General features: G+C 34.6%; 16 protein-coding genes. 3 read left to right on the top strand and 13 right to left on the bottom strand.

Annotated elements, in window-relative coordinates; all coding sequences use genetic code 11:
- Positions 1 to 13 precede the first annotated feature (13 nt).
- From ACZ0AH_RS00080 to flxA, 8 genes are all read right to left on the bottom strand, one after another.
- Positions 14 to 916 carry an NADPH-dependent FMN reductase family protein gene (locus ACZ0AH_RS00080; protein ID WP_463473867.1) on the bottom strand — a complete coding sequence of 301 codons (903 nt, stop codon included), beginning with the start codon at positions 914 to 916 and terminating at the stop codon, positions 14 to 16.
- A 44-nt stretch (positions 917 to 960) separates the two neighbouring features.
- Entirely contained in the window at positions 961 to 2,601 is a 1,641-nt protein-coding gene (locus ACZ0AH_RS00075; RefSeq protein ID WP_463473866.1) for a phytoene desaturase family protein, read from the bottom strand.
- A 174-nt stretch (positions 2,602 to 2,775) separates the two neighbouring features.
- Complete coding sequence (locus ACZ0AH_RS00070; RefSeq protein WP_463473865.1) at positions 2,776 to 3,654, bottom strand: LpxL/LpxP family acyltransferase; 879 nt, start codon at positions 3,652 to 3,654, stop codon at positions 2,776 to 2,778.
- Positions 3,654 to 3,908 carry an acyl carrier protein gene (locus ACZ0AH_RS00065; protein ID WP_463478072.1) on the bottom strand — a complete coding sequence of 85 codons (255 nt, stop codon included), beginning with the start codon at positions 3,906 to 3,908 and terminating at the stop codon, positions 3,654 to 3,656. The genes ACZ0AH_RS00070 and ACZ0AH_RS00065 overlap by 1 nt, the downstream gene beginning before the upstream one ends.
- Positions 3,901 to 5,136, bottom strand: coding sequence for a beta-ketoacyl-[acyl-carrier-protein] synthase family protein (locus ACZ0AH_RS00060; RefSeq protein ID WP_463473864.1), 1,236 nt, complete (start codon positions 5,134 to 5,136; stop codon positions 3,901 to 3,903). Before ACZ0AH_RS00060 ends, ACZ0AH_RS00065 begins: the two co-directional genes overlap by 8 nt.
- Positions 5,137 to 5,308: 172 nt before the next feature.
- Positions 5,309 to 6,040 carry a flexirubin biosynthesis SDR family reductase FlxB gene (gene flxB, locus ACZ0AH_RS00055; RefSeq protein WP_463473863.1) on the bottom strand — a complete coding sequence of 244 codons (732 nt, stop codon included), beginning with the start codon at positions 6,038 to 6,040 and terminating at the stop codon, positions 5,309 to 5,311.
- Between the two features lie 11 nt (positions 6,041 to 6,051).
- Positions 6,052 to 7,260 carry a WG repeat-containing protein gene (locus tag ACZ0AH_RS00050; RefSeq protein ID WP_463473862.1) on the bottom strand — a complete coding sequence of 403 codons (1,209 nt, stop codon included), beginning with the start codon at positions 7,258 to 7,260 and terminating at the stop codon, positions 6,052 to 6,054.
- A 40-nt stretch (positions 7,261 to 7,300) separates the two neighbouring features.
- Entirely contained in the window at positions 7,301 to 8,821 is a 1,521-nt protein-coding gene (flxA, locus tag ACZ0AH_RS00045; RefSeq protein WP_463473861.1) for a flexirubin biosynthesis tyrosine ammonia-lyase FlxA, read from the bottom strand.
- Positions 8,822 to 8,922: 101 nt separating this feature from the next.
- On the opposite strand from flxA, the gene ACZ0AH_RS00040 reads away from it, so the two are divergent.
- Positions 8,923 to 10,176 carry an NAD(P)/FAD-dependent oxidoreductase gene (locus ACZ0AH_RS00040; RefSeq protein WP_463473860.1) on the top strand — a complete coding sequence of 418 codons (1,254 nt, stop codon included), beginning with the start codon at positions 8,923 to 8,925 and terminating at the stop codon, positions 10,174 to 10,176.
- A gap of 64 nt (positions 10,177 to 10,240) precedes the next feature.
- On the opposite strand, the gene ACZ0AH_RS00035 is transcribed toward ACZ0AH_RS00040, so the two are convergent.
- The 5 genes from ACZ0AH_RS00035 to ACZ0AH_RS00015 form a co-directional block, all read right to left on the bottom strand.
- Complete coding sequence (locus ACZ0AH_RS00035) at positions 10,241 to 10,846, bottom strand: hypothetical protein (RefSeq protein ID WP_463473859.1); 606 nt, start codon at positions 10,844 to 10,846, stop codon at positions 10,241 to 10,243.
- Positions 10,847 to 11,032: 186 nt separating this feature from the next.
- Positions 11,033 to 12,718, bottom strand: a complete 1,686-nt coding sequence (locus tag ACZ0AH_RS00030; protein ID WP_463473858.1) for a sodium/sugar symporter — start codon at positions 12,716 to 12,718, stop codon at positions 11,033 to 11,035.
- Positions 12,719 to 12,994: 276 nt separating this feature from the next.
- Entirely contained in the window at positions 12,995 to 14,056 is a 1,062-nt protein-coding gene (locus ACZ0AH_RS00025) for a UDP-glucose--hexose-1-phosphate uridylyltransferase (protein WP_463473857.1), read from the bottom strand.
- Between the two features lie 16 nt (positions 14,057 to 14,072).
- A complete protein-coding gene (gene galK, locus ACZ0AH_RS00020) occupies positions 14,073 to 15,233 on the bottom strand; it encodes a galactokinase (RefSeq protein WP_463473856.1) in 1,161 nt (386 codons plus the stop codon).
- A 46-nt stretch (positions 15,234 to 15,279) separates the two neighbouring features.
- A complete protein-coding gene (locus tag ACZ0AH_RS00015) occupies positions 15,280 to 16,335 on the bottom strand; it encodes an aldose epimerase family protein (RefSeq protein ID WP_463473855.1) in 1,056 nt (351 codons plus the stop codon).
- 103 nt (positions 16,336 to 16,438) lie between these two features.
- Between ACZ0AH_RS00015 and ACZ0AH_RS00010 the strand changes: the two genes are divergently transcribed.
- Entirely contained in the window at positions 16,439 to 17,437 is a 999-nt protein-coding gene (locus ACZ0AH_RS00010) for a GntR family transcriptional regulator (RefSeq protein ID WP_463473854.1), read from the top strand.
- 619 nt (positions 17,438 to 18,056) lie between these two features.
- On the top strand, positions 18,057 to 20,095 hold a 2,039-nt coding region (locus ACZ0AH_RS00005; protein ID WP_463473853.1), incomplete at its 3' end, for a transketolase family protein.

Genomic DNA, 20,095 nt, shown 5'->3' with positions numbered 1-20,095 from the left:
TTAATTTCGTCTTCTAAACTCCTTGATAATATTGAGTTTCTTTTTTTATGGTTTTGAACTTAAATGGATAAGTAATAAGGTGCAATATATACACTATTGGCGAGATAAGCCATATGGCGAGGAATAAATAAACATAAAATATTTTAAGGAGCGTTTTCCTGTTTTTTTGATTTTTATGAATGATATTTGACCACTTATTAAATATTTTATTGGCGGTTTTATCTACTGTAATTAAATACGAACTAATTTTTACGGCGCCAATGTTCACTAATTTTGGTTGTAAATGCTGCAGATTATTCTGATTGAATTCAGAAAGTATGACTTCTCCAAATTTATCAGATTCCTGAATGTCTTTTTCTGAAACTCCCGGTAACGGAAAAAAGCCCAAATATTTTTTCTTTACTCCCGAAAACATCCAATGAACAATAGTAATTACACTAATTAAATTGCCAACTCTGTCTACTAAAGCAATATTGCCAACCAATTTTGCATTGGCATCTTTTAGTAAAACCTTAATTTTTTCCTGCGCCATGACCCACATATTACGAGAACCGTTAATAGTTATAACGGGAGTATTGTTTAATATTGTTCTGGCTTCGGGACTTTTTAAAAATGAGTTTATTGGAATTGACGGTGATAAAAACCAAACCTGATAATGGAAAAGAACCAAATCAAATTTTGTGTTTAAAATTTCTTCCGGAACAGGTTTTAATGCTGTCGGAATTTGTAAAAAAGATTCGGGAAAAGCTTCAAAAAAAGAATCTTTATTCCACGGAAACGGAAATGGTTTTTCTAACTGTATTTCGTGAAAAGTTACATTTATTTCTTCTGAATTTAAGAATGGTTTTGCGATGTTTTGCGCAATAGATTCTAATTGTCCGGATTGAGAATAATAGATAACGAGAACATTTTTCATTTAGGTTTTTGGCTTTGGTGGTAAGCAAAAATAAGTAAATTATTTTAAACGAATTTTCTTGTTTTATCTGCCCTTTTTGTATGCACCCAATCTGGCCATGTCGAAGGATCTTCGGCATCATAAATTCGGATTTTTTGGTTTTCATCTTCAGGTAATAAATCATCAGATGTGCAGCCCAAAATTGCCGCTGCCGCAGAAACTCCTGAATATGTCGCGCCTGCAACGCCATGAGATAATGTACACGCTCCGCAAAGGAAGAGATTTTCGATTTCGGTTTTGTTTTTATACGAAAACGGACCAACCTGATTTAATGTTTTTTCGGTTCCGTAAACATTTCCTTTTGTCGAATTGATATAAAATTCATTGGTTTTTGGAGTTCCTAATTCTGCCTGAATAATATGCTGTTTTGCATTCGGAATTATCTTTTCGACATTGTTCATCAGTTTATTGATGATTTTTTCCTTGAACTTTTTATAGTCATCATTGTGATAATCGTCTAAACCATTATAATCTTTTAAATGATCGTAATTAACATACGTTACAATTTCGAAATTATGATAACGCCCGTTAAAACTTGCCGGATCCTTGAGCGTTGTACAACTCATAAAAACGGCAGGAAATGAATCTCCGGAGTCGATTGTATCGCTCATTAAATGCTCAAAATTGGCATCATCATTTTCATCTTTCATCATCCAGATATTTCCGGAATCTATATTGTATAAGGTAACATCGACATCAAGTGTCAAAAATAAAATCAAAGAAGTAACAGAATATTTAGTTTTGTCGAGTTTTTTGAGAAGCGATTTACTCAGATGTTCTTTGTCGATTAAATTTAAATACGTGATAGACGGATCTGCATTTGAAACAATGTTTTTGGCTAATATTCTTTCACCGTTTTCAAGCTGAATTCCAATTGCTTTTTTATTTTCAATAATAATTTTACTTACGTTTTGTTTGACGCGTATTTCACCGCCGTGTTTTTTTATTCCGTTGGTCATGGCTTTTACAATACCGCCGCCGCCGCCCATTGGATAAAAACCACCATCAAAATAATGATTCATTACCGAACAATGTACCGGAAAACAGGCACGATTTGGCGAAAGCCCATGATCGCCGCATTGAATGTTAAGAACTGCTTTGAGCATAGGATCCTTGACATGCCAGCCAATTACTTTTTTTAATGGAAAAAGTGCAAATTTTCCAAAGTGTTTGGTGCGGAACGGAACTGTAATATTTTGCCAGAAACCTTTCAGTTTTGGAATTAACTGCAATTCGTAACTCACTTTTTGAACCAGTGAAAGATATTCGTGAATGTTTTTTTCTTCGTGTGGAAAATGAGACGAAAGCGTTTTTTTGAGATTATCGATTCCAGCGGGCAAATCGAAGTTTTGATCTCCAATTAAGCAATGTTCGTACGCGTTTTTATTCATTCGGAAAAAAACCATGTCATTGGCAATTCCCAAACCGCGATACAATTCATTGGTAGACTGACCTTCTTCCATAAGTCCCACATAATGTACGCCGGGACTAAAGCGCTGTTTGTTTAAAGTAAAACTATGACTCCAACCGCCGGGAACATAATGCTGTTCGAGTACGAGAACTTTGTGACCTTCTCTTGCAAGACAAATTGCAGTTGCTAAACCTCCAACTCCTGAACCAATGATAATAGTGTCAAATTCCTGCATACTTTACTTTAAGGATTGTAAAGTATAAAAGAACGACTTTTAATCAGATAATTTTAATTCGTCAGGTTGTAATTTGTAAAAAAATTATAAACACACATTCAAAATAAATGAAACGCCTTTTTTGACTTTAAAAAGCGATGTTGTATGTGTGAAAAATTACACACAGAGCGTAATTTATTTCAATTGATTCCAAAAATCAAAGTAATTGAACCATTGCAAAGGATATTTTTCCAACATAGATTCTACACTTTCAATATAAGCTTTTAGCAGACCTTTTTCGTCACGGTGTTTGACTATCGCTTCTCTTGCATACAAATGATAATGCAAGTTTGGCTCTTTCATTACATACACAAAAACAACAGGAACTTTTAATCGTGAAGCAATTAAAAATGGCCCTGCAGGAAAATTAGCTTCTTTGCCCAGGATTTTTTCAGTTAATGATTTTGTGCCTTCAAAATAGCGATCTCCCGTAAAACAAACCAGTTCATTACTAGAAAGTGCCGCATTAATTTCAAAAATATGAGACAAATCATCTCTGATAATAATGAATTTTACATTTGGTTTTTGGGTAACGGTTTCCAGATATTGTTTAATATCAGAATGTTCTAAATCTGTAGTAACCAGATTAATTTGAAAATCAAGGTCGATTTCGCCAAAAAAATGTTCGGCAATTTCAAAATTTCCAATGTGGGCACTAATTAAAACACCACCTTTTTTTTCGGCCAAAAGTTTTTTCAGGATCTCTATTCCGTCAAATTCATAGGTAAATTTATTTCGCATTCCGGCTGAAATGGAAACCTTATCTATGATGGTCTGTCCAAAAGTATAGTAACTTTTGAAAACCATTTTTTTAGTTTTGAAATACGAGTACTGAAGCCTTTCCTTAAAATAATAAGAAATAGACCTGTTGCTTTTTTTTAGAAATAAAAAGTAATAAGAAGCAACAAAATAAAGTAAGCCATAGGCAGCTTTAACACCCGCTTTTTGTATTAAAAAAACGAATATTCTATACCCTAAAACAGTTCCTTTTGATTTGCCATCCCATTTGCTCATTAAGCAACTTTTGCTTTTAATTTGTTTTCAATGAGATCATAAAAATTCTGAAAAGAAGCAATTCCAACGAAATCTACTTCAACTAATTTTACACCAAAGTTAGCTTCAATAGAAACGACCAGGTCAACATAGTCTAAACTATCCAATCCAAGTGTATCTTTTAAATTAGCATCTGGTTCAATCTCATCATTGTCCACTTCAAATTCATCAACCAAAAAACCATTAATTTTCGCTATTATCTCTTCTTTATTCATCATTCAATTTAAACTTTTTAACCACCAACGCAGAGTTGGTTCCTCCGAATCCGAAGGAATTGGACAAAAATATGTCAAATTTTTTGTTTAAAGTGGTTTTGACCAAATTTAATTTGGCTGCATCTTCATCCGGATTGTCCAAATTGATGTTCGGGGCAATGAAATCGTGCTGCATCATTAAGATAGAATAGATAACTTCGCTTGCTCCTGCCATCCAACATTCGTGTCCGGTCATTGATTTTGTAGAACTTACGTAAGGATTTTTCTCACCAAATACTTCAAAAATAGCTTTGGCTTCGTTTCCGTCCCCAACTGGCGTTGAGGTTGCATGTGCATTTATATAATCAATATCCATTGCTTTTAATTGTGCATCATCAAGCGCTCGTTGCATGGCTATAGACGGTCCTTCGACATTGGGAGTTGAGATGTGTCCTCCGTTTGATGAGAATCCGTAACCTGCAACTTCGGCAATAATATTGGCACCTCTTGCAATCGCCGATTCATAACTTTCAAGAATTAACGTTGCACCGCCACCACTCGGAATTAATCCGTCGCGATCAGCATCAAAAGGACGGGAAGCTTTTTCAGGTTCGTTTTCTCTATTCGAAAAAACACCTAAACCATCAAAACTGCTCATCGCATATTTGTTGATTTCCTGCGCGCCTCCGCAAATAATAATGTCCTGAAAACCGCTTTTTATTAAAAAATAAGCCAATCCAATAGAATGTGATCCACTGGCACAAGCGGCACTTATGGTAAGATTGATGCCGCGGAGTTTAAAAATCGTAGATAAATTCATTGTTACTGTAGAATTCATCGATTTAAAAATCGCTCCGGAACCTATTAAAGCCGTATCTTTTTTCTCGCGAACAATATCTGTAGCATCAATAATAGCTTTTGAGACGCTATCGTTTCCGTACATAATTCCAACTTCGTGATTGTCGAAAAAGGCATCGTCGATATTGGCATTTTTCAATGCTTCGATTGTTGCCATATAAGCATATTCGGTTTCTTCACCAATGCTCATACGTTGTCTTCTGGTCAATAAATTTTTCAAATCAGCTTTCGGAACCATTCCCGTTAAGGCTGACTGAAAACCAAATTCTTTTCTTTCAGCGTCAAACTGAATTCCGGATTTTCCGTTGTATAAAGATTCCTTTACTTCATCTAAAGAAGTTCCGATACAAGAATAAATTCCCATTCCAGTAATTACAACTCTCTTATTCATCGTCTTTCAAAGTATTTTTTATCCTTAAAGTGTAATTTTTTTTAATCTCGCAAAGACGCGAAGTCGCAAAGTTTCTTCTTTTTTTAAGTTTATTTAAATAAAACTTTGCGACTTTGCGAGCAATTTCGACGTTTTTAAAAAACTTAAAATAGTCTTGCAAACATAGGAACTATTAAGAATATATTCCTCCGTTTATATTGATAATTTCGCCTGTAATATAGCTTGATTTTTTTGAAATCAAAAAGCTTACCAAATCTGCCACTTCTTCGGCTTCGCCAAAACGATTTACCGGAATTAGTTTCAATAATTCTTTTTCGTCTAATTGGCTTGTCATATCCGTTCTTATAAAACCCGGAGCTACAGCATTTACAGTAATATTTCGTTTTGCAACTTCTTGGGCCAAAGCTTTTGTTGCTGCAACAATTGCACCTTTTGCAGCAGAATAATTGGTTTGTCCGGCTGTTCCTTTTACTCCTGAAACCGAAACCATATTTACGATTCTGCCATATTTATTACGCAGCATCTTTTGAATAAAAAATTGCGTTACATTAAAAAATCCGTTCAAACTTGTGTTTACAACACCGTTCCAGTCTTCGGGAGTCATCCACATAAAGAGACCGTCTTTTGTAATTCCGGCATTGTTTACAATTGCTTCTACAATTGCTTCAGGATTTGCTTCCTGCCATTGCGTTAATGTTTTTTGCACTTCTTCAAAATTAGAAACATCAAAGCCTAAAATTTCTCCGGTTGCGCCTAATTTTTCTATTTCCTGAAGTGTTGCTTCAGCAGCTGTTTTATTCGAGTGGTAGTTAATCAGAATATGGTAATTTGCATCAACAGCTAATTTTTTACAAATAGCACTTCCAATTCCTCTTGAACCGCCTGTTACTAATACACATTTCATTTATGTAAGTTTTATTTTTTCTTTTTTGTTACTGGTTTTACAGCCGGTTTTGCTTCTGTTTTTGGTTTTTCAGCAACAGTTTCAGTTGTATTGTTTTTTTCAGTTCTTGAAAATAATTCAGCATTTTCAAACCATTGGTTGGCTAATACAGTTCCGTCCGGTTTAAGAAATCCCCATTTTCCTTCGTTTTTTACTCTTGCCACACCATCAATAAATCCTTTATCTTGTTGTACAAACAACGCAATTACGAATCCGTTTGAAGTGATGCCATATTGAGTTGGGATTACCAGTTTTCCGGTTTCATTGATAAATCCCCAGTTTTTTTCTTTTACAGGAGCTAAACCATTTGAACCAAAAACTTCTGCATCGCTATACGTTGGCGGAATAACAAATTCTGCTTTTGGGTTAATATATCCCCATTTAGAACCCACACAAACCGGCGCTAAATTTTTTGAAAATGCTCTTGCTTTATCGTAAATAGGCAAAATTACCCAGTTCCCTTTTAAGTCAATGAATCCAATTTTTCCGTTCTTTTTAGCATAAGTTAAATCCTGAGTTTCAAAATCCCAGATTTTTTCAGCGCCATCAACCGGAATAAATTTTCCGTCACTTACAATTCCAAAAGTTTTATCTTTTCTGGCCCAGGTGGTATTTTTAAAATAATTACCTATTTCGTCGTATGAAGGTTCTACTAATTCCTTACCGGATGTATTAATAATTCCCCATTTTTTATTGCTTTCAACTCTTGCAAAACCATTTTCAAAAGGTTTAATCTGATCGTATTTTGGTTCTAAAACAACGGTCATTTTTGTGTTGATTAATCCAACTTTATCTCCTTGTCTTATAAAAGCAACACCGTTATTAAAATCAAATAATTTTTCTGTTGCCGGTGCTTTCAAAGTTTCTCCTTTGGTATTGATATAAAACAAGCTTTTGTCTTTAGATACAATACAGATACCATTATTAAATTCTTTTGTATCATTAAAAGTTGCCGGAATTACCCAGTTTCCTTTTCCATCTATAAAACCCCATTTTCCATTATCTTCAACAGCTGCTAAACCTTCAGAAAAGCTTTTTGCAGATTTGTACTGAGGCTCAATTTTAAAACTTCCGTCTTTGGAGATATATCCAATTTTAGCGTTTTTTTTAACCAAAGCCAGTTCCTGACTATTAACAAATTGAATGCAGCAAACGAATAAAAAAAGAGATAGTTTTTTCATGATTTTAAGGTTCAATATTAATAATGTGAAAATAAAGTTTTTAACTATTAATCAAATAATCTTTTACTTTTTGAACAAAAGGATACATAACCTGATCTTCTTTAAATACAGGAATTATATTTCTAACATCGTCATACCATTTTCTGGTAACAGATGAAATTTTATCTTTTTGTGCCAAATAATCAATCGCCTGAACAATTGTAATCATTTCAATAGCCAAAACTTCAAAAGAATTCTCGATCACTTTTGAGGTAATAACTGCTGCATTTGTTCCCATACTTACAATATCCTGATTGTCGTTGTTGTTCGGGATACTATGCACATACATTGGGTTTGATAACATTTGGCTTTCGGCAGTTGTTGATGTTGCAACGAACTGAACGCCCTGCATTCCGAAATTAAATCCTAATGTTCCTAAATTGACAAACGGAGGAAGAATTTCGTTGATTTTTGAATTCAGCAAATAATTCAACTGACGTTCTGCCAACATTGTTAATTTTGTAATAACAATTTTCAGTTTATCCATTTCAAGCGAAATATAATCGCCGTGGAAGTTTCCTCCGTGATAAACGTGTTTGTTTTTTACATCTATAATTGGGTTGTCGTTTGCCGAGTTAAATTCGTCTTCTAAAATTGAAGCTACATTGTTTATCGTTTCTAAAACCGGACCCAAAATTTGAGGTACACAACGTAAAGAATAATATTCCTGAACTTTTTCCTTAAAAATTTCTTCGGTATTTTCTCCTGAATATAAATGGTCTTCTCTTTTACGGATCAAAGTACTGTCAGAAAGATTCTGTCTCATTCTTAACGCCACTTCCTGTTGTCCTTTATGACGTTTGGTTTGGTTTAATTCTTCAGAGAAATGATCGTCATACGCCTGAACCAATTCGTTTATGGCACAAGAACATTTTAGCGACCAGTCTAATAATTTATTAGCATGATGTACATTTACAACGCCAATTCCGGTCATTACCGAAGTTCCGTTTATTAACGCCAGACCTTCTCTGATTTCTACCTGAATTGGTTTTAAACCTTCAATTTCGAAAACTTCCGGAGTTGGTCTTCTTTCGCCTTTATAAAAAACTTCGCCTTCGCCAATTAAAACTAAAGCCAAGTGCGATAATTGCACTAAATCGCCGCTTGCACCAACGCCGCCGTGTTCAAAAATAAGAGGCGTAATATCTCTGTTTATAAGCTCTGCCATCAAGTGAATTACTGACGGATGAACTCCTGAATTTCCTAATGATAATGTATTTAATCGGGCCAAAATTGCTGCTTTTGCACAAACCGGGCTTAAAGGTTTTCCGGTTCCCGAAGAATGGCTTCTGATTAAGTTGTATTGTAACTGAATTTGGTCAGACTCTTTAATTCTATATTGAGCCATTGGTCCAAAACCTGTATTTACACCATATATAATTTTATTTCCCGAAAATTCTTTCAGAAAATTAAAGCTTTCGTTTACTCGATTTAGGACTACATCGCTGATTGCAACTTTGTTATTCCCAAAAATAATGGATTCGAATTCGGCTAAACTTAAATATTCATTAATTGTATTCATTAAATTGTTTTTGGTTGTGCTAATTTAATTTTATTTATCAAAATAAATGTAGTTATTTTGATGAAGGCAAATGTAGGTTAATAATTGATAATATTTTTATTATGATAAAGGAGTTTGTTGATGTTTTAGTCATTGGCGCAGGACCTTCGGGATGCGTGTCTGCATCGTATCTTCATAAAAACAATATTAAGGTAAAAGTTGTTGAAAAAACAAAGTTTCCCAGGCTTGTTGTCGGCGAAAGCCTTATTCCGCGAGTGATGGATCATTTTGCAGAAGCAGAACTTTTTGAGAGTCTGGATGCGATGAATTTTGAAAAAAAACTCGGCGCACGTTTTATAAGAGGAGAAGAAATTTGTGTTTTCGATTTCAGTCAGAAATTTGGAGAAGGCTGGGATTGGACCTGGCAGGTTCCGCGCGCTGATTTTGATAATACAATGGCGCAGGAAGTAGTTAGAAAAGGCATTGATTTAGAATTTGAAACAGAAGTTCTGGAAGTTTCCTTTGAAGGGAAAAATTCAAAAACGATTGTAAAAGATAAAGACGGAAATTTAAAAGAAATTCACGCTAAATTTATTGTTGATTCCAGCGGATATGGCCGTGTTTTACCACGACTTTTAGATCTTGATACGCCATCAAAACTAGATCCGCATTCTTCGATATTTACACACGTAAAAGACATTAATAGAGAAGAAGGTGAAGAAGGAACCCAGATTTCATTTGATATTCTGGAAACCCAAGTCTGGTTGTGGGTAATTCCGTTTTCTAACGGAAATACAAGTTTAGGCGTCGTTGGCCCAACTGATTTTATAAATTCTCTTTCTGAAAATAAAGACAATGCTGAGGCTTTGCGAAATGCCATTCAGAAATCGGATTATTATATCAAAAGATTCAAAGGAACGGAGTTTTTATTTGAACCCGTAAAATTGGAAAATTATTCGAGAGCGGTAAAAAGAATGTACGGAGACGGTTTTGCTTTGACAGGAAATAGTTCTGAATTTTTAGATCCTGTTTTTTCATCCGGCGTTGCTTTTGCGACTGAATCCGGAATGCTGGCAGCCAAATTATACATCAAAGAATCGCAGGGAATTGAGGTAGACTGGGAAGTTGAATTTACAGAATATATGAAACGCGGAATTGCTGTTTTTACCACTTACGTGAAAGAATGGTACACCGGAAATCTTCAGACTTTATTCTTCCACCAACCGGAAAATCCGGATGTAAAAGAAAAAATATGTTCTGTTTTGGCGGGATATGTCTGGAATGAAGACAATCCTTTTGTCAAAAAACACGATCATGTAATTAAAAATATGGCGTATTTGCTAAATATGCAGAAGGAAGAAGCAAATAAAGAATAAGTTTTTCGTTTTTTTTAAACACAAAAAGAGGATACTAATTTAGTATCCTCTTTTTTATTAATCTTTATTTATATGCCTTTTTAAGCATCATTTTCGAAAGTGATTTTGCTGTTTTAGCATATCCTTCTCCAATTCTGGATTCGTTACTAAAGTTATTTCCCCATTGATCTCCCGGAGCTTCCAGACTGTTAATTTCTAACAATACTTTTGATTTGTCAGCGCTATCAACAAATTTTAGATTTGTAGATACTTTAGCTTCTTGTTTCATGATTCCGGCATCCCAACCCGGATAAATCCAAACGGTTTTTACAATCAAAGTATAAGGAGTTTGAGCAGCTTCCTGAAAGCTTACATTTTTACCTCCTTTTGATAAAACAATGTTTCCTATTTCAAGAAATTTTGGTGTCCATATTTGGTCTTTGGCAGATATCCATTTTTTTTGCCAGATGTTTCCGTTTCCTTTTGCTTTCTTATCTAAATCGGCTTTATGTTCTTCGACATATTGAGATTCAGGTTTGTTTTCTTTCATCATAGTAAAATTACTATAATCAAATTCGATATTAATTTCGGTTTGATCTTTCAGGAAATCAAAATTTCCCTGAACAATATTCATATCCTGAGAAAAAGCAACTCCGGAAATAAAACATAATGCAAATACTAGTTTTTTCATTTTAATGTTAGTGATTTAGTTAAATAATTTGTGGACGAATATAATTTAAAATTCAATATAAAAACAAATATAATTTAGATTATATTTCTTGTTAAAATTATGTAAGGTTGTTATTAAACGCAAAAAGAGGATACCAAATTGGCATCCTCTTTTTTTCTTCAATAACAAATATAGTAAAAAATTATACTACCAGAATTTAACATATAAAGCTACAATAACTAATAATGTAATTACGATTAAAACGGTGGTTTGTGGTTTTACTTTAAACATTTCAGCATCTATTTCAAACGCTTTAGGATTTACTTTTGGTCCTGCAAAACTGATTCCGATCATCGCCAACATGGTAAACAAGAATGATAATCCCATACAAATGTGGAACGGAATTTCGAATGCGCCTTTTCCGTTTGGATAAGCTGTGTATAACAATGTTTCGTTTCCAAATAACATTGGAGCATATTCATTGAATAATACAGAAAGAACAAATCCTAAAATTACACCCACAATTGCTGCAGTTCCGGTAGTTCTTTTCCAGAACATCCCAAGGAAGAACATGGCAAAAACTCCAGGGCTAATAAATCCTGTATATTTTTGAATGTATGTAAATCCACCAACTCCGCCAATTCCTAAAATATCATTCCATGTAAATAAAACAGCTAAAAGCATAGCAGCAAAAACGGCAATTCTACCAATATTTACCTGTTGTTTTTCGCCCGCTTCTTTCTGGATGTATTTTTTATGAATATCTAACGTGTAAATTGTCGAAATACTGTTTACTTTTCCAGCTAATGAAGCCACAATTGCAGCAGTCAATGCCGCTACAGAAAGACCTTTTAAACCTGTTGGCAAGAACGTCAATACCGCAGAATATGCTCCGTCTTTTCCTCCCACCAATTGAGGTAAATGTCCGTTTTGATATAAAACATAAGCAGCAATACCAGGCAACATTACGATTAACGGCATTAATAATTTTAGCATACCGGCAAATAAAATACCTGTACGGGCTGTTTGTAAGTCAGCACCAAGAGCTCTTTGCGTAATGTATTGGTTACATCCCCAATAGTTTAAGTTGATGATCCAGATACCGGCAAGGTAAGACATCAAACCAGGAAAAGTTAAATACTTATCAATATCCAATTGAGATGAAGTAGCAGTTGGTTTTGGGATAATCATTTTGAAATGCTCCGGAGCTTCTCTCATTAAAACTTTAAAACCGGCAATAGCATTTTCGCCTACGCCAAAATATTGTCCAACAGTTGTAAGTGCAATATACGAAGTTACCAAACCTCCAATAATCAAAACAGCAACCTGAATGACATCTGTATACGCTACAACTTTCATTCCTCCAAGAGAAATAAATAAAGCAAATACGGCTAATCCTATCATGATTACGTGAAGATATTCTCCTCCTGCAAGTCCGTTAATAGCAACCGCTCCTAAATATAATATCGAAGTTAAATTTACAAATACATACAAAAACAACCAAAAAACTGCCATAATCAAAGCTGTTGACTCATTATAACGTGTTTTTAAAAATTGAGGCATTGTATAAATCTTATTTTTAAGATATACCGGAATAAACCAAACCGCTACAATAATCAATGCAATTGCAGCAAGCCACTCGTAAGCAGCAACAGCAATTCCTAAAAAGAAACCTTCACCACTCATTCCGATAAATTGTTCAGCTGAAATATTTGATGCGATCAGAGAAGCTCCGATAGCCCACCACGTTAAATTTCCTTCAGCTAAAAAGTAAGCTTTAGCATCTTGTTCGTCTTGTTTACGTTTGCGGTAAACAGTGTAACCGTAGGCAGAAACTACGATAAAATAGATAATAAAAACCGCATAATCTGCGAAAGCGAGGTTCTGGTTCATTGTTAATAGTATTTTAAAAATTAGTATAGGTAATAGTTTTGTAAAATTGTGGTTTTTAAATTATTTGATTAGTAAAATTCCCAAACCATGTTTTTGTTTTTAATATTGGTTTAAAATGTGATATGTGTTTTTATTTTGTTATTTTATTATGAAAATAAGAACGAAAGCCAAAAGTAAAATAAAAAATGATAACTACACTATTACAAATGTGTTTTTTACATTTATAATCGAATTATTCTGTTAAATTTTAAAAAGGCAGTCCGTAAAATATCTTTTTTACTTTATTTTCACGTCAAGTTTATAATGTATATCTGATTGTTGTCTTAAAATTTCAGCACTTTTTTCAGGAGTAATATCTCGCTGCGATTCTCCTAACATTTCATATCCAACCATAAATTTTTTAACGGTTGCAGATCGTAATAAAGGCGGATAAAAATGCATGTGAAAATGCCATTCCGGATGCTCTAATCCATCTGTTGGAGCCTGATGAATTCCGGATGAATACGGGAAAGAAGTGCTAAATAAATTATCGTATTTGATTGTTAACTGTTTTAAAATTTTAGCGAAAGCTGTTGTTTCTTCAGTTGTAAATTCAGTGATTTTTGTAATGGCTCTTTTACTTACAATCATAGTTTCATAAGGCCAGATTGCCCAAAACGGAACCAATGCCACAAAATGATCATTTTCGATAACCACACGATCGCCAACTCTTAATTCGGCTTTTACGTAATCTTCTAATAATGTTCTTTTGTTTTTATCGAAATAAGACTTTAGGCTGTTTTGTGTTTTTTCGACCTGAGTTGGTAATGATGATTGCGCCCAGATTTGTCCATGCGGATGCGGGTTGCTGCAGCCCATTACGCTTCCTTTATTTTCAAAAATTTGAACGTGGTTAATATATTTTATACTTCCTAAATCAGTATATTCTTTTTGCCAGGTTCTAACGATGTTTTCAATACCTTCAACTTCCATTTCGGGTAATGTAAGATCATGTCTTGGCGAAAAACAAACCACTCTCGAAATTCCTTGTTCCGGTTTTGCTTTAAAGAAAGTGTGTTTGATATCTTCTTCAAAAATAATTTCGTCCTGCTTCATGGCAGCAAAATCATTTTCGAATACAAAACTGCTTTCGTAATTAGGGTTGTTAACTCCATTGGCACGAACATTTCCCGGACATAAATAACACGTTTTATCGTATTTTGGTAATGATTCGGTCGAGATTGTTTCGTTTTGTCCTTGCCAAGGTCTTTTGGCGCGATGAGGTGATACTAAAACCCATTCGTTAATTAATGGATTAAAACGTCTGTGAGGATCTTCGTTAATGTCAAAATTTTTCATTTTAGTTTTGAGGGTGTTAAAGTAGTGTTGTTCCGTTTGAGATTTTTACATCGTAAAATTTTAATTCAATCCCAAATGTATTTAAATAAAGATTTGAAAATTTATTTTTCACCTCATTTTCGCTTCCTTTTTTAATTAAATTTATGGTGCATCCACCAAAACCACCACCCATCAAACGAGAACCAATTATTGCATCGTCAGATTTTGCGGTATCTACAAGCATATCCAGCTCTGCACAGCTTACCTCGTATTCTTCTGACAAGCCATAGTGGGTTTCAAAAAGCAATTGTCCTAAAAGTTTTATATTTCCGTTATCCAAAGCCTCACATGCTTTTGTTACACGGCTAATTTCTTTTACAACAAAGTGTACTCTTTTAAACACAGTTGCATTCATTTGATCCTGAATACTTAAAAGTTGCTCCTCACTGCAATCTCTAAAAGTTTTAATTTCAGGAAAATTAATTTTAATAATTGCCAATCCTTCCTCGCACTCCATTCGTCGTGTATTATACTCAGATGTAAAAAGCGAATGTTTTACATTACTGTCAAATAAAACAAGCGAATAATCTTTAAAATCGGCATTGTGATATTCAAAATCCAAGGTATTGCAATCCAGTTTTATTACCTTATTTTCAAGACCGTGAACGCTCGAAAACTGGTCCATAATACCACAATTAATACCCACCCAGTGTTCTGCTTTCTGACCTAATAATGAAATATCAACTTTCTCAATTTTCAGATCAAAAAGTTCCTTTATTCCAAAAATCATCCCGCATTCTAAAGCTGCCGAAGACGATAATCCGGAACCAACCGGAATATTACTGCTAAAAACACAATTGAAACCTTCAAACGAAAATCCGTTATCCTGCAATTGTTTCATAACACCGCGAATATAATTGGTCCAGACCACATCGCTCAACTGAATTTCCTGCGTTAAATCAATTTCAAATTCTTCATTTAAATCAATAGCGATTACTTTAGATTTTTTGGTATTGTTTTTTTCAAATGCAAAACAAATTACTTTGTCAATCGCCGCCGGTAAAACATAACCGTCATTATAGTCAATATGTTCCCCGATAATATTAATTCTTCCCGGAGAAAGCACCGTTTTTTGAGGCTTCGATCCAAAAGACTTCTCAAAAAATGCCGTTGTGTTTTGTATTAAAATGTCATTCATTATCTTGTAATTGAAATGGTATATTCTTGTGTTTGATGTAAAATAGTTAGTTTATAGTTTCAAATTTATAAACCGTTTTCTGATGATATTCTGCTCCTTTTTTCAGGATCGAATTCGGAAAATGTTCGTGATTTGGAGCGTCCGGAAAATTCTGCGTTTCAAAACAAATTCCGCTTGACGAATGATAATTTACATTTTCTTTTCCTTTCAAAGTATCAAAACAATATCCGCCTACATATATATGAACGCTTGGCTGATCTGTGTAAACGCTCATTTTTAGATTATTTTTTGAACTAAATAATTTGGCAACAGCGTCATTAGAAGATTCAATTACGAAAGAATTATCGATACTTGCAGGACATTTTTTCTTTGTTCTAAAATCAAAATCATGATGAGAAAGATCGATGAAATTTCCGGTTGGAATATTTTCTGCATTCGTTTCTAATATTTTTTCAGCATCAATAAACATTTCCTGATTTAAAACAGAACCATCGTGACCATCAAGGTTAAAATAACTGTGATGCGTTAAATTGATGACAGTATCCTCAGTCGAAGTTGCTTTATATTCTAGTTTTAATTCGTTTTCTTCCGTTACCGTATAAGTTAATTCAACGTGTAGTTCTCCGGGATAATTTTCCTCAAGATTTTCACTCAAATAACTGAATGTTATAGATGGGTTTTCACCCGAAGTTAAGTTGGTGACATTCCAAACTTTTTCTCCAAAACCATGATTTCCACCATGTAAAGCATTGCCATTATTATTGGTATTTAACTGAAATGTTTTATCGTTTAAAGTAAAAACACCTTTGTTTATTCTTCCTGCATAACGTCCAACAGTTGTTCCTAAATAAGGCGCGCTTGGCAAATTATAAGATGCCAAATAAGATTCTAAAGATTCAAAACCTAAAACTACGTCAACACATTTTCCTTCAGCAACAGGAATTTGTAATGAAGTCACAGTTGCGCCATAATTTATAATCTGAACCTTCATTCCGTTTTTGTTTGATAATTCAAAAGCGAGAATTTCTTCGTTATCAGATAATAAACCAAAAGATTTAGAAGTATACGTATCTTGAAAATGCGATATCTGTTTTATTTCCATGTTATTTTTGCCAAAAATGAAATCCAAAAATAGAAACATTTATTTATGTTTGCATACCAGTACCTACCAGTTTTTTGTATATTGCATAAAAAATATAATTTTCATGAATATTATATCCATTCAAAACAACATTGGTTTACCAAAATATAAGCAGATAATTCTTTCAATAGAAAAAGCTATTGAAGAAGGAAAATTAGTCAAAGGCGACCGACTTCCGTCAGTAAATAAAGTCTGTCTGGCATTTTCATTATCGCGCGATACGGTTTTGTTAGGATATGATGAACTCAAAAAAAGAGGGATTATTTATGCCATTCCAGGCAAAGGATATTATGTTAAAAGCATTGAAATCACTATAAAACAGAAGATTTTTTTACTTTTTGATGAACTAAATATTTTTAAAGAAGATATTTATAATTCATTTTTAAAACATATTGGCAAAAATGTTCAGGTCGATATTTTTTTTCATCATTTTAATCTTCAGGTATTCCAGAAATTAATTGATGACAGTAACGGGAATTATACAAAGTACATCGTCATGCCAACCAATTTAACTGGTGTGGCCGAAATTCTAAAAACCCTACCAGTAAATGATGTAATCATTCTGGATCAGACCAATCCTGACTTAAAATTATATCCGGCCATTTATCAAAATCACCAAAAAGATATTTTTGAAGGTTTGCTTAAAGCGAAAGTGAGATTGAATACCTATAAAAAGTTGATTTTGATTTTTCCCGGTTTCAGAGAACCACTCGGGATGAAATTGGGCTTTGTAGATTTTTGTATAGAACATCATTTTCAATATGAAATCATAACCGAATTTACGGATCGTGAACTTACATTAGGTGATTTATATATTATCCCGAATGATCGTGATTTGGTTGGTGTAATCGAAAATGCCAGAAATCAAAATTTAAAACTGGGAATTGATTTCGGGATTATATCATACAATGAAACGCCTTTAAAGAAAATTGTAGCAAACGGAATTAGCACCATCTCGACCCATTTTGAAATGATGGGAAAAATTTTAGCAGAGATGGTTTTGAAAGGAAATAAAGATCAGATAGAAAATAAATCGGCTTTGATTATTAGAAATTCGCTTTAGATTCTTTTTGCTTCGGAATCTAACGGGTTTGTGTAGTCCCTACGGGCAATGTCATTAAATTAAGCTTTTTAGAGAATAAAATTAATCTCGCAAAGTCGCTAAGACGCAAAGTTTAAACACAATATTGTCATTTCGACGGAGGAGAAATCTTCGCGAGAAGCTCGACAAAGATTGAACTTTCGTTGCGGAGTTACTTACGAAGATTTCTCGTTCCTCGAAATGACAAACTCTTTGCGAATTCGCGGCTTTGCGAGAGTTTATTCGCCACACATTATTGATTTTCTCTATACTCAATAATATTGCATTACAAGATATACTCCTTTAGGAGTTACATGTCGGTAGAAAAAATGTCGGTAGAAAATAAAATTATCGACCCTATTAAAAATGTCCCGTAGGCACTACACCTGTTCGATTTTCAATTTCGACAACTTAAATCTCCATTTTATCACTAAAAAATAACAAAACAATTTTTTTGTTTTTGTGGAATTATTTTACATACATTTGTAAATGTAAATTTTACACTTATTATTTAATTTGTTTTCACGTTGAATTTTAAAATCATTTCTAATTGAAATTCAGTGTCAGCAAATCAAAACTTTGCTATTAAACCAACCAAAAAATGAACAACAAAATAGACCAACAAGCAGCAGATAATATCCGTGCTTTAGCCATTTCTATGGTCGAGAAAGCCAATTCAGGCCATCCCGGAGGCTCAATGGGAGGGGCTGATTTCATGCACATTTTATATTCCGAATATTTAAAATACGATCCAACCGATATGCATTGGATTTTGAGAGATCGTTTTTTTATGGATGCCGGACATCTTTCGGCGTTGATGTACGCGCAGTATTATTTACTGGGAAATTACGAAAAAACAGATCTTCAGAATTTCAGACAATGGGGTTCTGTAACGCCCGGACATCCGGAAATTGATGTAAAAAGAGGCATCGAAAACACATCCGGACCACTTGGTCAGGGACACGCCATGGGCGTTGGGGCGGCAATAGCTGCCAAGTTTTTATCGGCAAGATTTGATAATTTGTTCGATCATAAAATCTACGGATTCATAACTGACGGAGGCGTTCAGGAAGAAATCTCGCAGGGAGCCGGACGAATCGCCGGACATTTGGGACTCAACAATTTTATCATGTTTTATGATTCAAATGATGTGCAGTTATCCTCTATGACCGATGAGGTTACGACCGAAAATACGGCCATGAAATACGAATCCTGGGGCTGGAAAGTCATCACAATCGACGGACATAATCATACGCATATCCGCTCGGCCTTAAATGCAGCGCACGCAGAACTCGAAAGACCAACACTTATTATTGGAAGAACCATAATGGGAAAAGGCTGCGTTACCGCTGATGGAACAATGTATGAAGGACAATGCGAACTGCACGGAAAACCTATCGGGGCCACAAAAGCAGACTTCGAAAAAACCTTGCTAAATCTCGGGGCAAATCCCGAAGACTCATTTGCGGTTTATGAAGATGTTGAAAGCCATTACAAAACTATTTTAGAGAATAAAATACAAGAAGCAAAAAACAGAAAAGCAAAATTTTCAGCCTGGGAAAACCAAAATCCAAAACTGGCTGAAAAAATAAAACAGTTTTTCAATAATGAATTGCCAAAGCTGGATTTCAGCAGTATAACCCAAAAAGCAAACGCAGCGACCAGAGATGCTTCGGCAGCAGTTTTAGGATATCTGGCTGAGAATGTAGAGAACATGATTGTGTCTTCTGCCGATTTATCGAACAGTGACAAAACAGATGGTTTCCTGAAAAAATCATCGGTTTTACAGAAGAATAATTTCAGCGGAGGATTTCTGCAAGCCGGAGTTGCGGAACTTACCATGGCGGCAATCGCCAACGGAATCGCACTTCACGGCGGGGTTATTCCCGTTGTGGCAACATTCTTCGTGTTTTCAGATTATATGAAACCGGCGATTCGTCTGGCTGCTATTCAGGAACTTCCGGTAAAATATGTCTGGACGCACGATTCCTTCCGCGTAGGCGAAGACGGACCAACGCACCAGCCCATCGAGCAGGAAGCCCAAATCAGGTTACTGGAGAAAATCAAAAACCATTCGGGAGATCAGAGTTTGTTGGCACTTCGTCCGGCAGATGCAGTTGAAACTTCCGTAGCGTGGCAAATGGCATTAGAAAATAAAAAAACACCAACCGGACTTATTCTTTCCAGACAGGAAATCAAGGATCTTCCGTCAAGCGGAAATTCAAGATTTGAAGAAGCATCTCAGGCCAAAAAAGGGGGCTATTTGGTAAAATCAATTGAAAATCCAGATATCACTTTAATCGCAAACGGATCAGAAGTTGCCACACTTATCGAAGCCGCAACAGCATTAGAAAATAGCATCGACATCAAAATAAACGTAGCTTCCATAATTTCAGAAGGATTATTCAGGTCACAATCAAAGGAATATCAGGAAAGTGTTATTCCAAAAGACGGATTGGTTTTCGGCTTGACCGCAGGACTTCCGGTTAACTTAGAAAATTTGGTTGGCAGCAGCGGAAAAGTTTTCGGTTTGGATCATTTTGGGTATTCAGCTCCGGCTTCTGTTTTGGATGAGAAATTCGGATTCACGAGCAAAAATGCTTCCGAAGAAATTCTGAAATATTTAAAAGAAAATAATTA

It is taken from the genome of Flavobacterium sp. AC105 (assembly GCF_979258495.1).
The sequence above is the reverse complement of the archived record's forward strand: the minus strand, read 5'-3'. Positions and strand labels throughout refer to the sequence as shown.

Coding starts and splice junctions, on each gene's coding strand:
- ACZ0AH_RS00080 (WP_463473867.1), bottom strand. CDS start 916: ATGAAAAATGTTCTCGTTATCTATTATTCTCAATCCGGACAATTAGAA.
- ACZ0AH_RS00075 (WP_463473866.1), bottom strand. CDS start 2,601: ATGCAGGAATTTGACACTATTATCATTGGTTCAGGAGTTGGAGGTTTA.
- ACZ0AH_RS00070 (WP_463473865.1), bottom strand. CDS start 3,654: ATGAGCAAATGGGATGGCAAATCAAAAGGAACTGTTTTAGGGTATAGA.
- ACZ0AH_RS00065 (WP_463478072.1), bottom strand. CDS start 3,908: ATGAATAAAGAAGAGATAATAGCGAAAATTAATGGTTTTTTGGTTGAT.
- ACZ0AH_RS00060 (WP_463473864.1), bottom strand. CDS start 5,136: ATGAATAAGAGAGTTGTAATTACTGGAATGGGAATTTATTCTTGTATC.
- flxB (WP_463473863.1), bottom strand. CDS start 6,040: ATGAAATGTGTATTAGTAACAGGCGGTTCAAGAGGAATTGGAAGTGCT.
- ACZ0AH_RS00050 (WP_463473862.1), bottom strand. CDS start 7,260: ATGAAAAAACTATCTCTTTTTTTATTCGTTTGCTGCATTCAATTTGTT.
- flxA (WP_463473861.1), bottom strand. CDS start 8,821: ATGAATACAATTAATGAATATTTAAGTTTAGCCGAATTCGAATCCATT.
- ACZ0AH_RS00040 (WP_463473860.1), top strand. CDS start 8,923: ATGATAAAGGAGTTTGTTGATGTTTTAGTCATTGGCGCAGGACCTTCG.
- ACZ0AH_RS00035 (WP_463473859.1), bottom strand. CDS start 10,846: ATGAAAAAACTAGTATTTGCATTATGTTTTATTTCCGGAGTTGCTTTT.
- ACZ0AH_RS00030 (WP_463473858.1), bottom strand. CDS start 12,718: ATGAACCAGAACCTCGCTTTCGCAGATTATGCGGTTTTTATTATCTAT.
- ACZ0AH_RS00025 (WP_463473857.1), bottom strand. CDS start 14,056: ATGAAAAATTTTGACATTAACGAAGATCCTCACAGACGTTTTAATCCA.
- galK (WP_463473856.1), bottom strand. CDS start 15,233: ATGAATGACATTTTAATACAAAACACAACGGCATTTTTTGAGAAGTCT.
- ACZ0AH_RS00015 (WP_463473855.1), bottom strand. CDS start 16,335: ATGGAAATAAAACAGATATCGCATTTTCAAGATACGTATACTTCTAAA.
- ACZ0AH_RS00010 (WP_463473854.1), top strand. CDS start 16,439: ATGAATATTATATCCATTCAAAACAACATTGGTTTACCAAAATATAAG.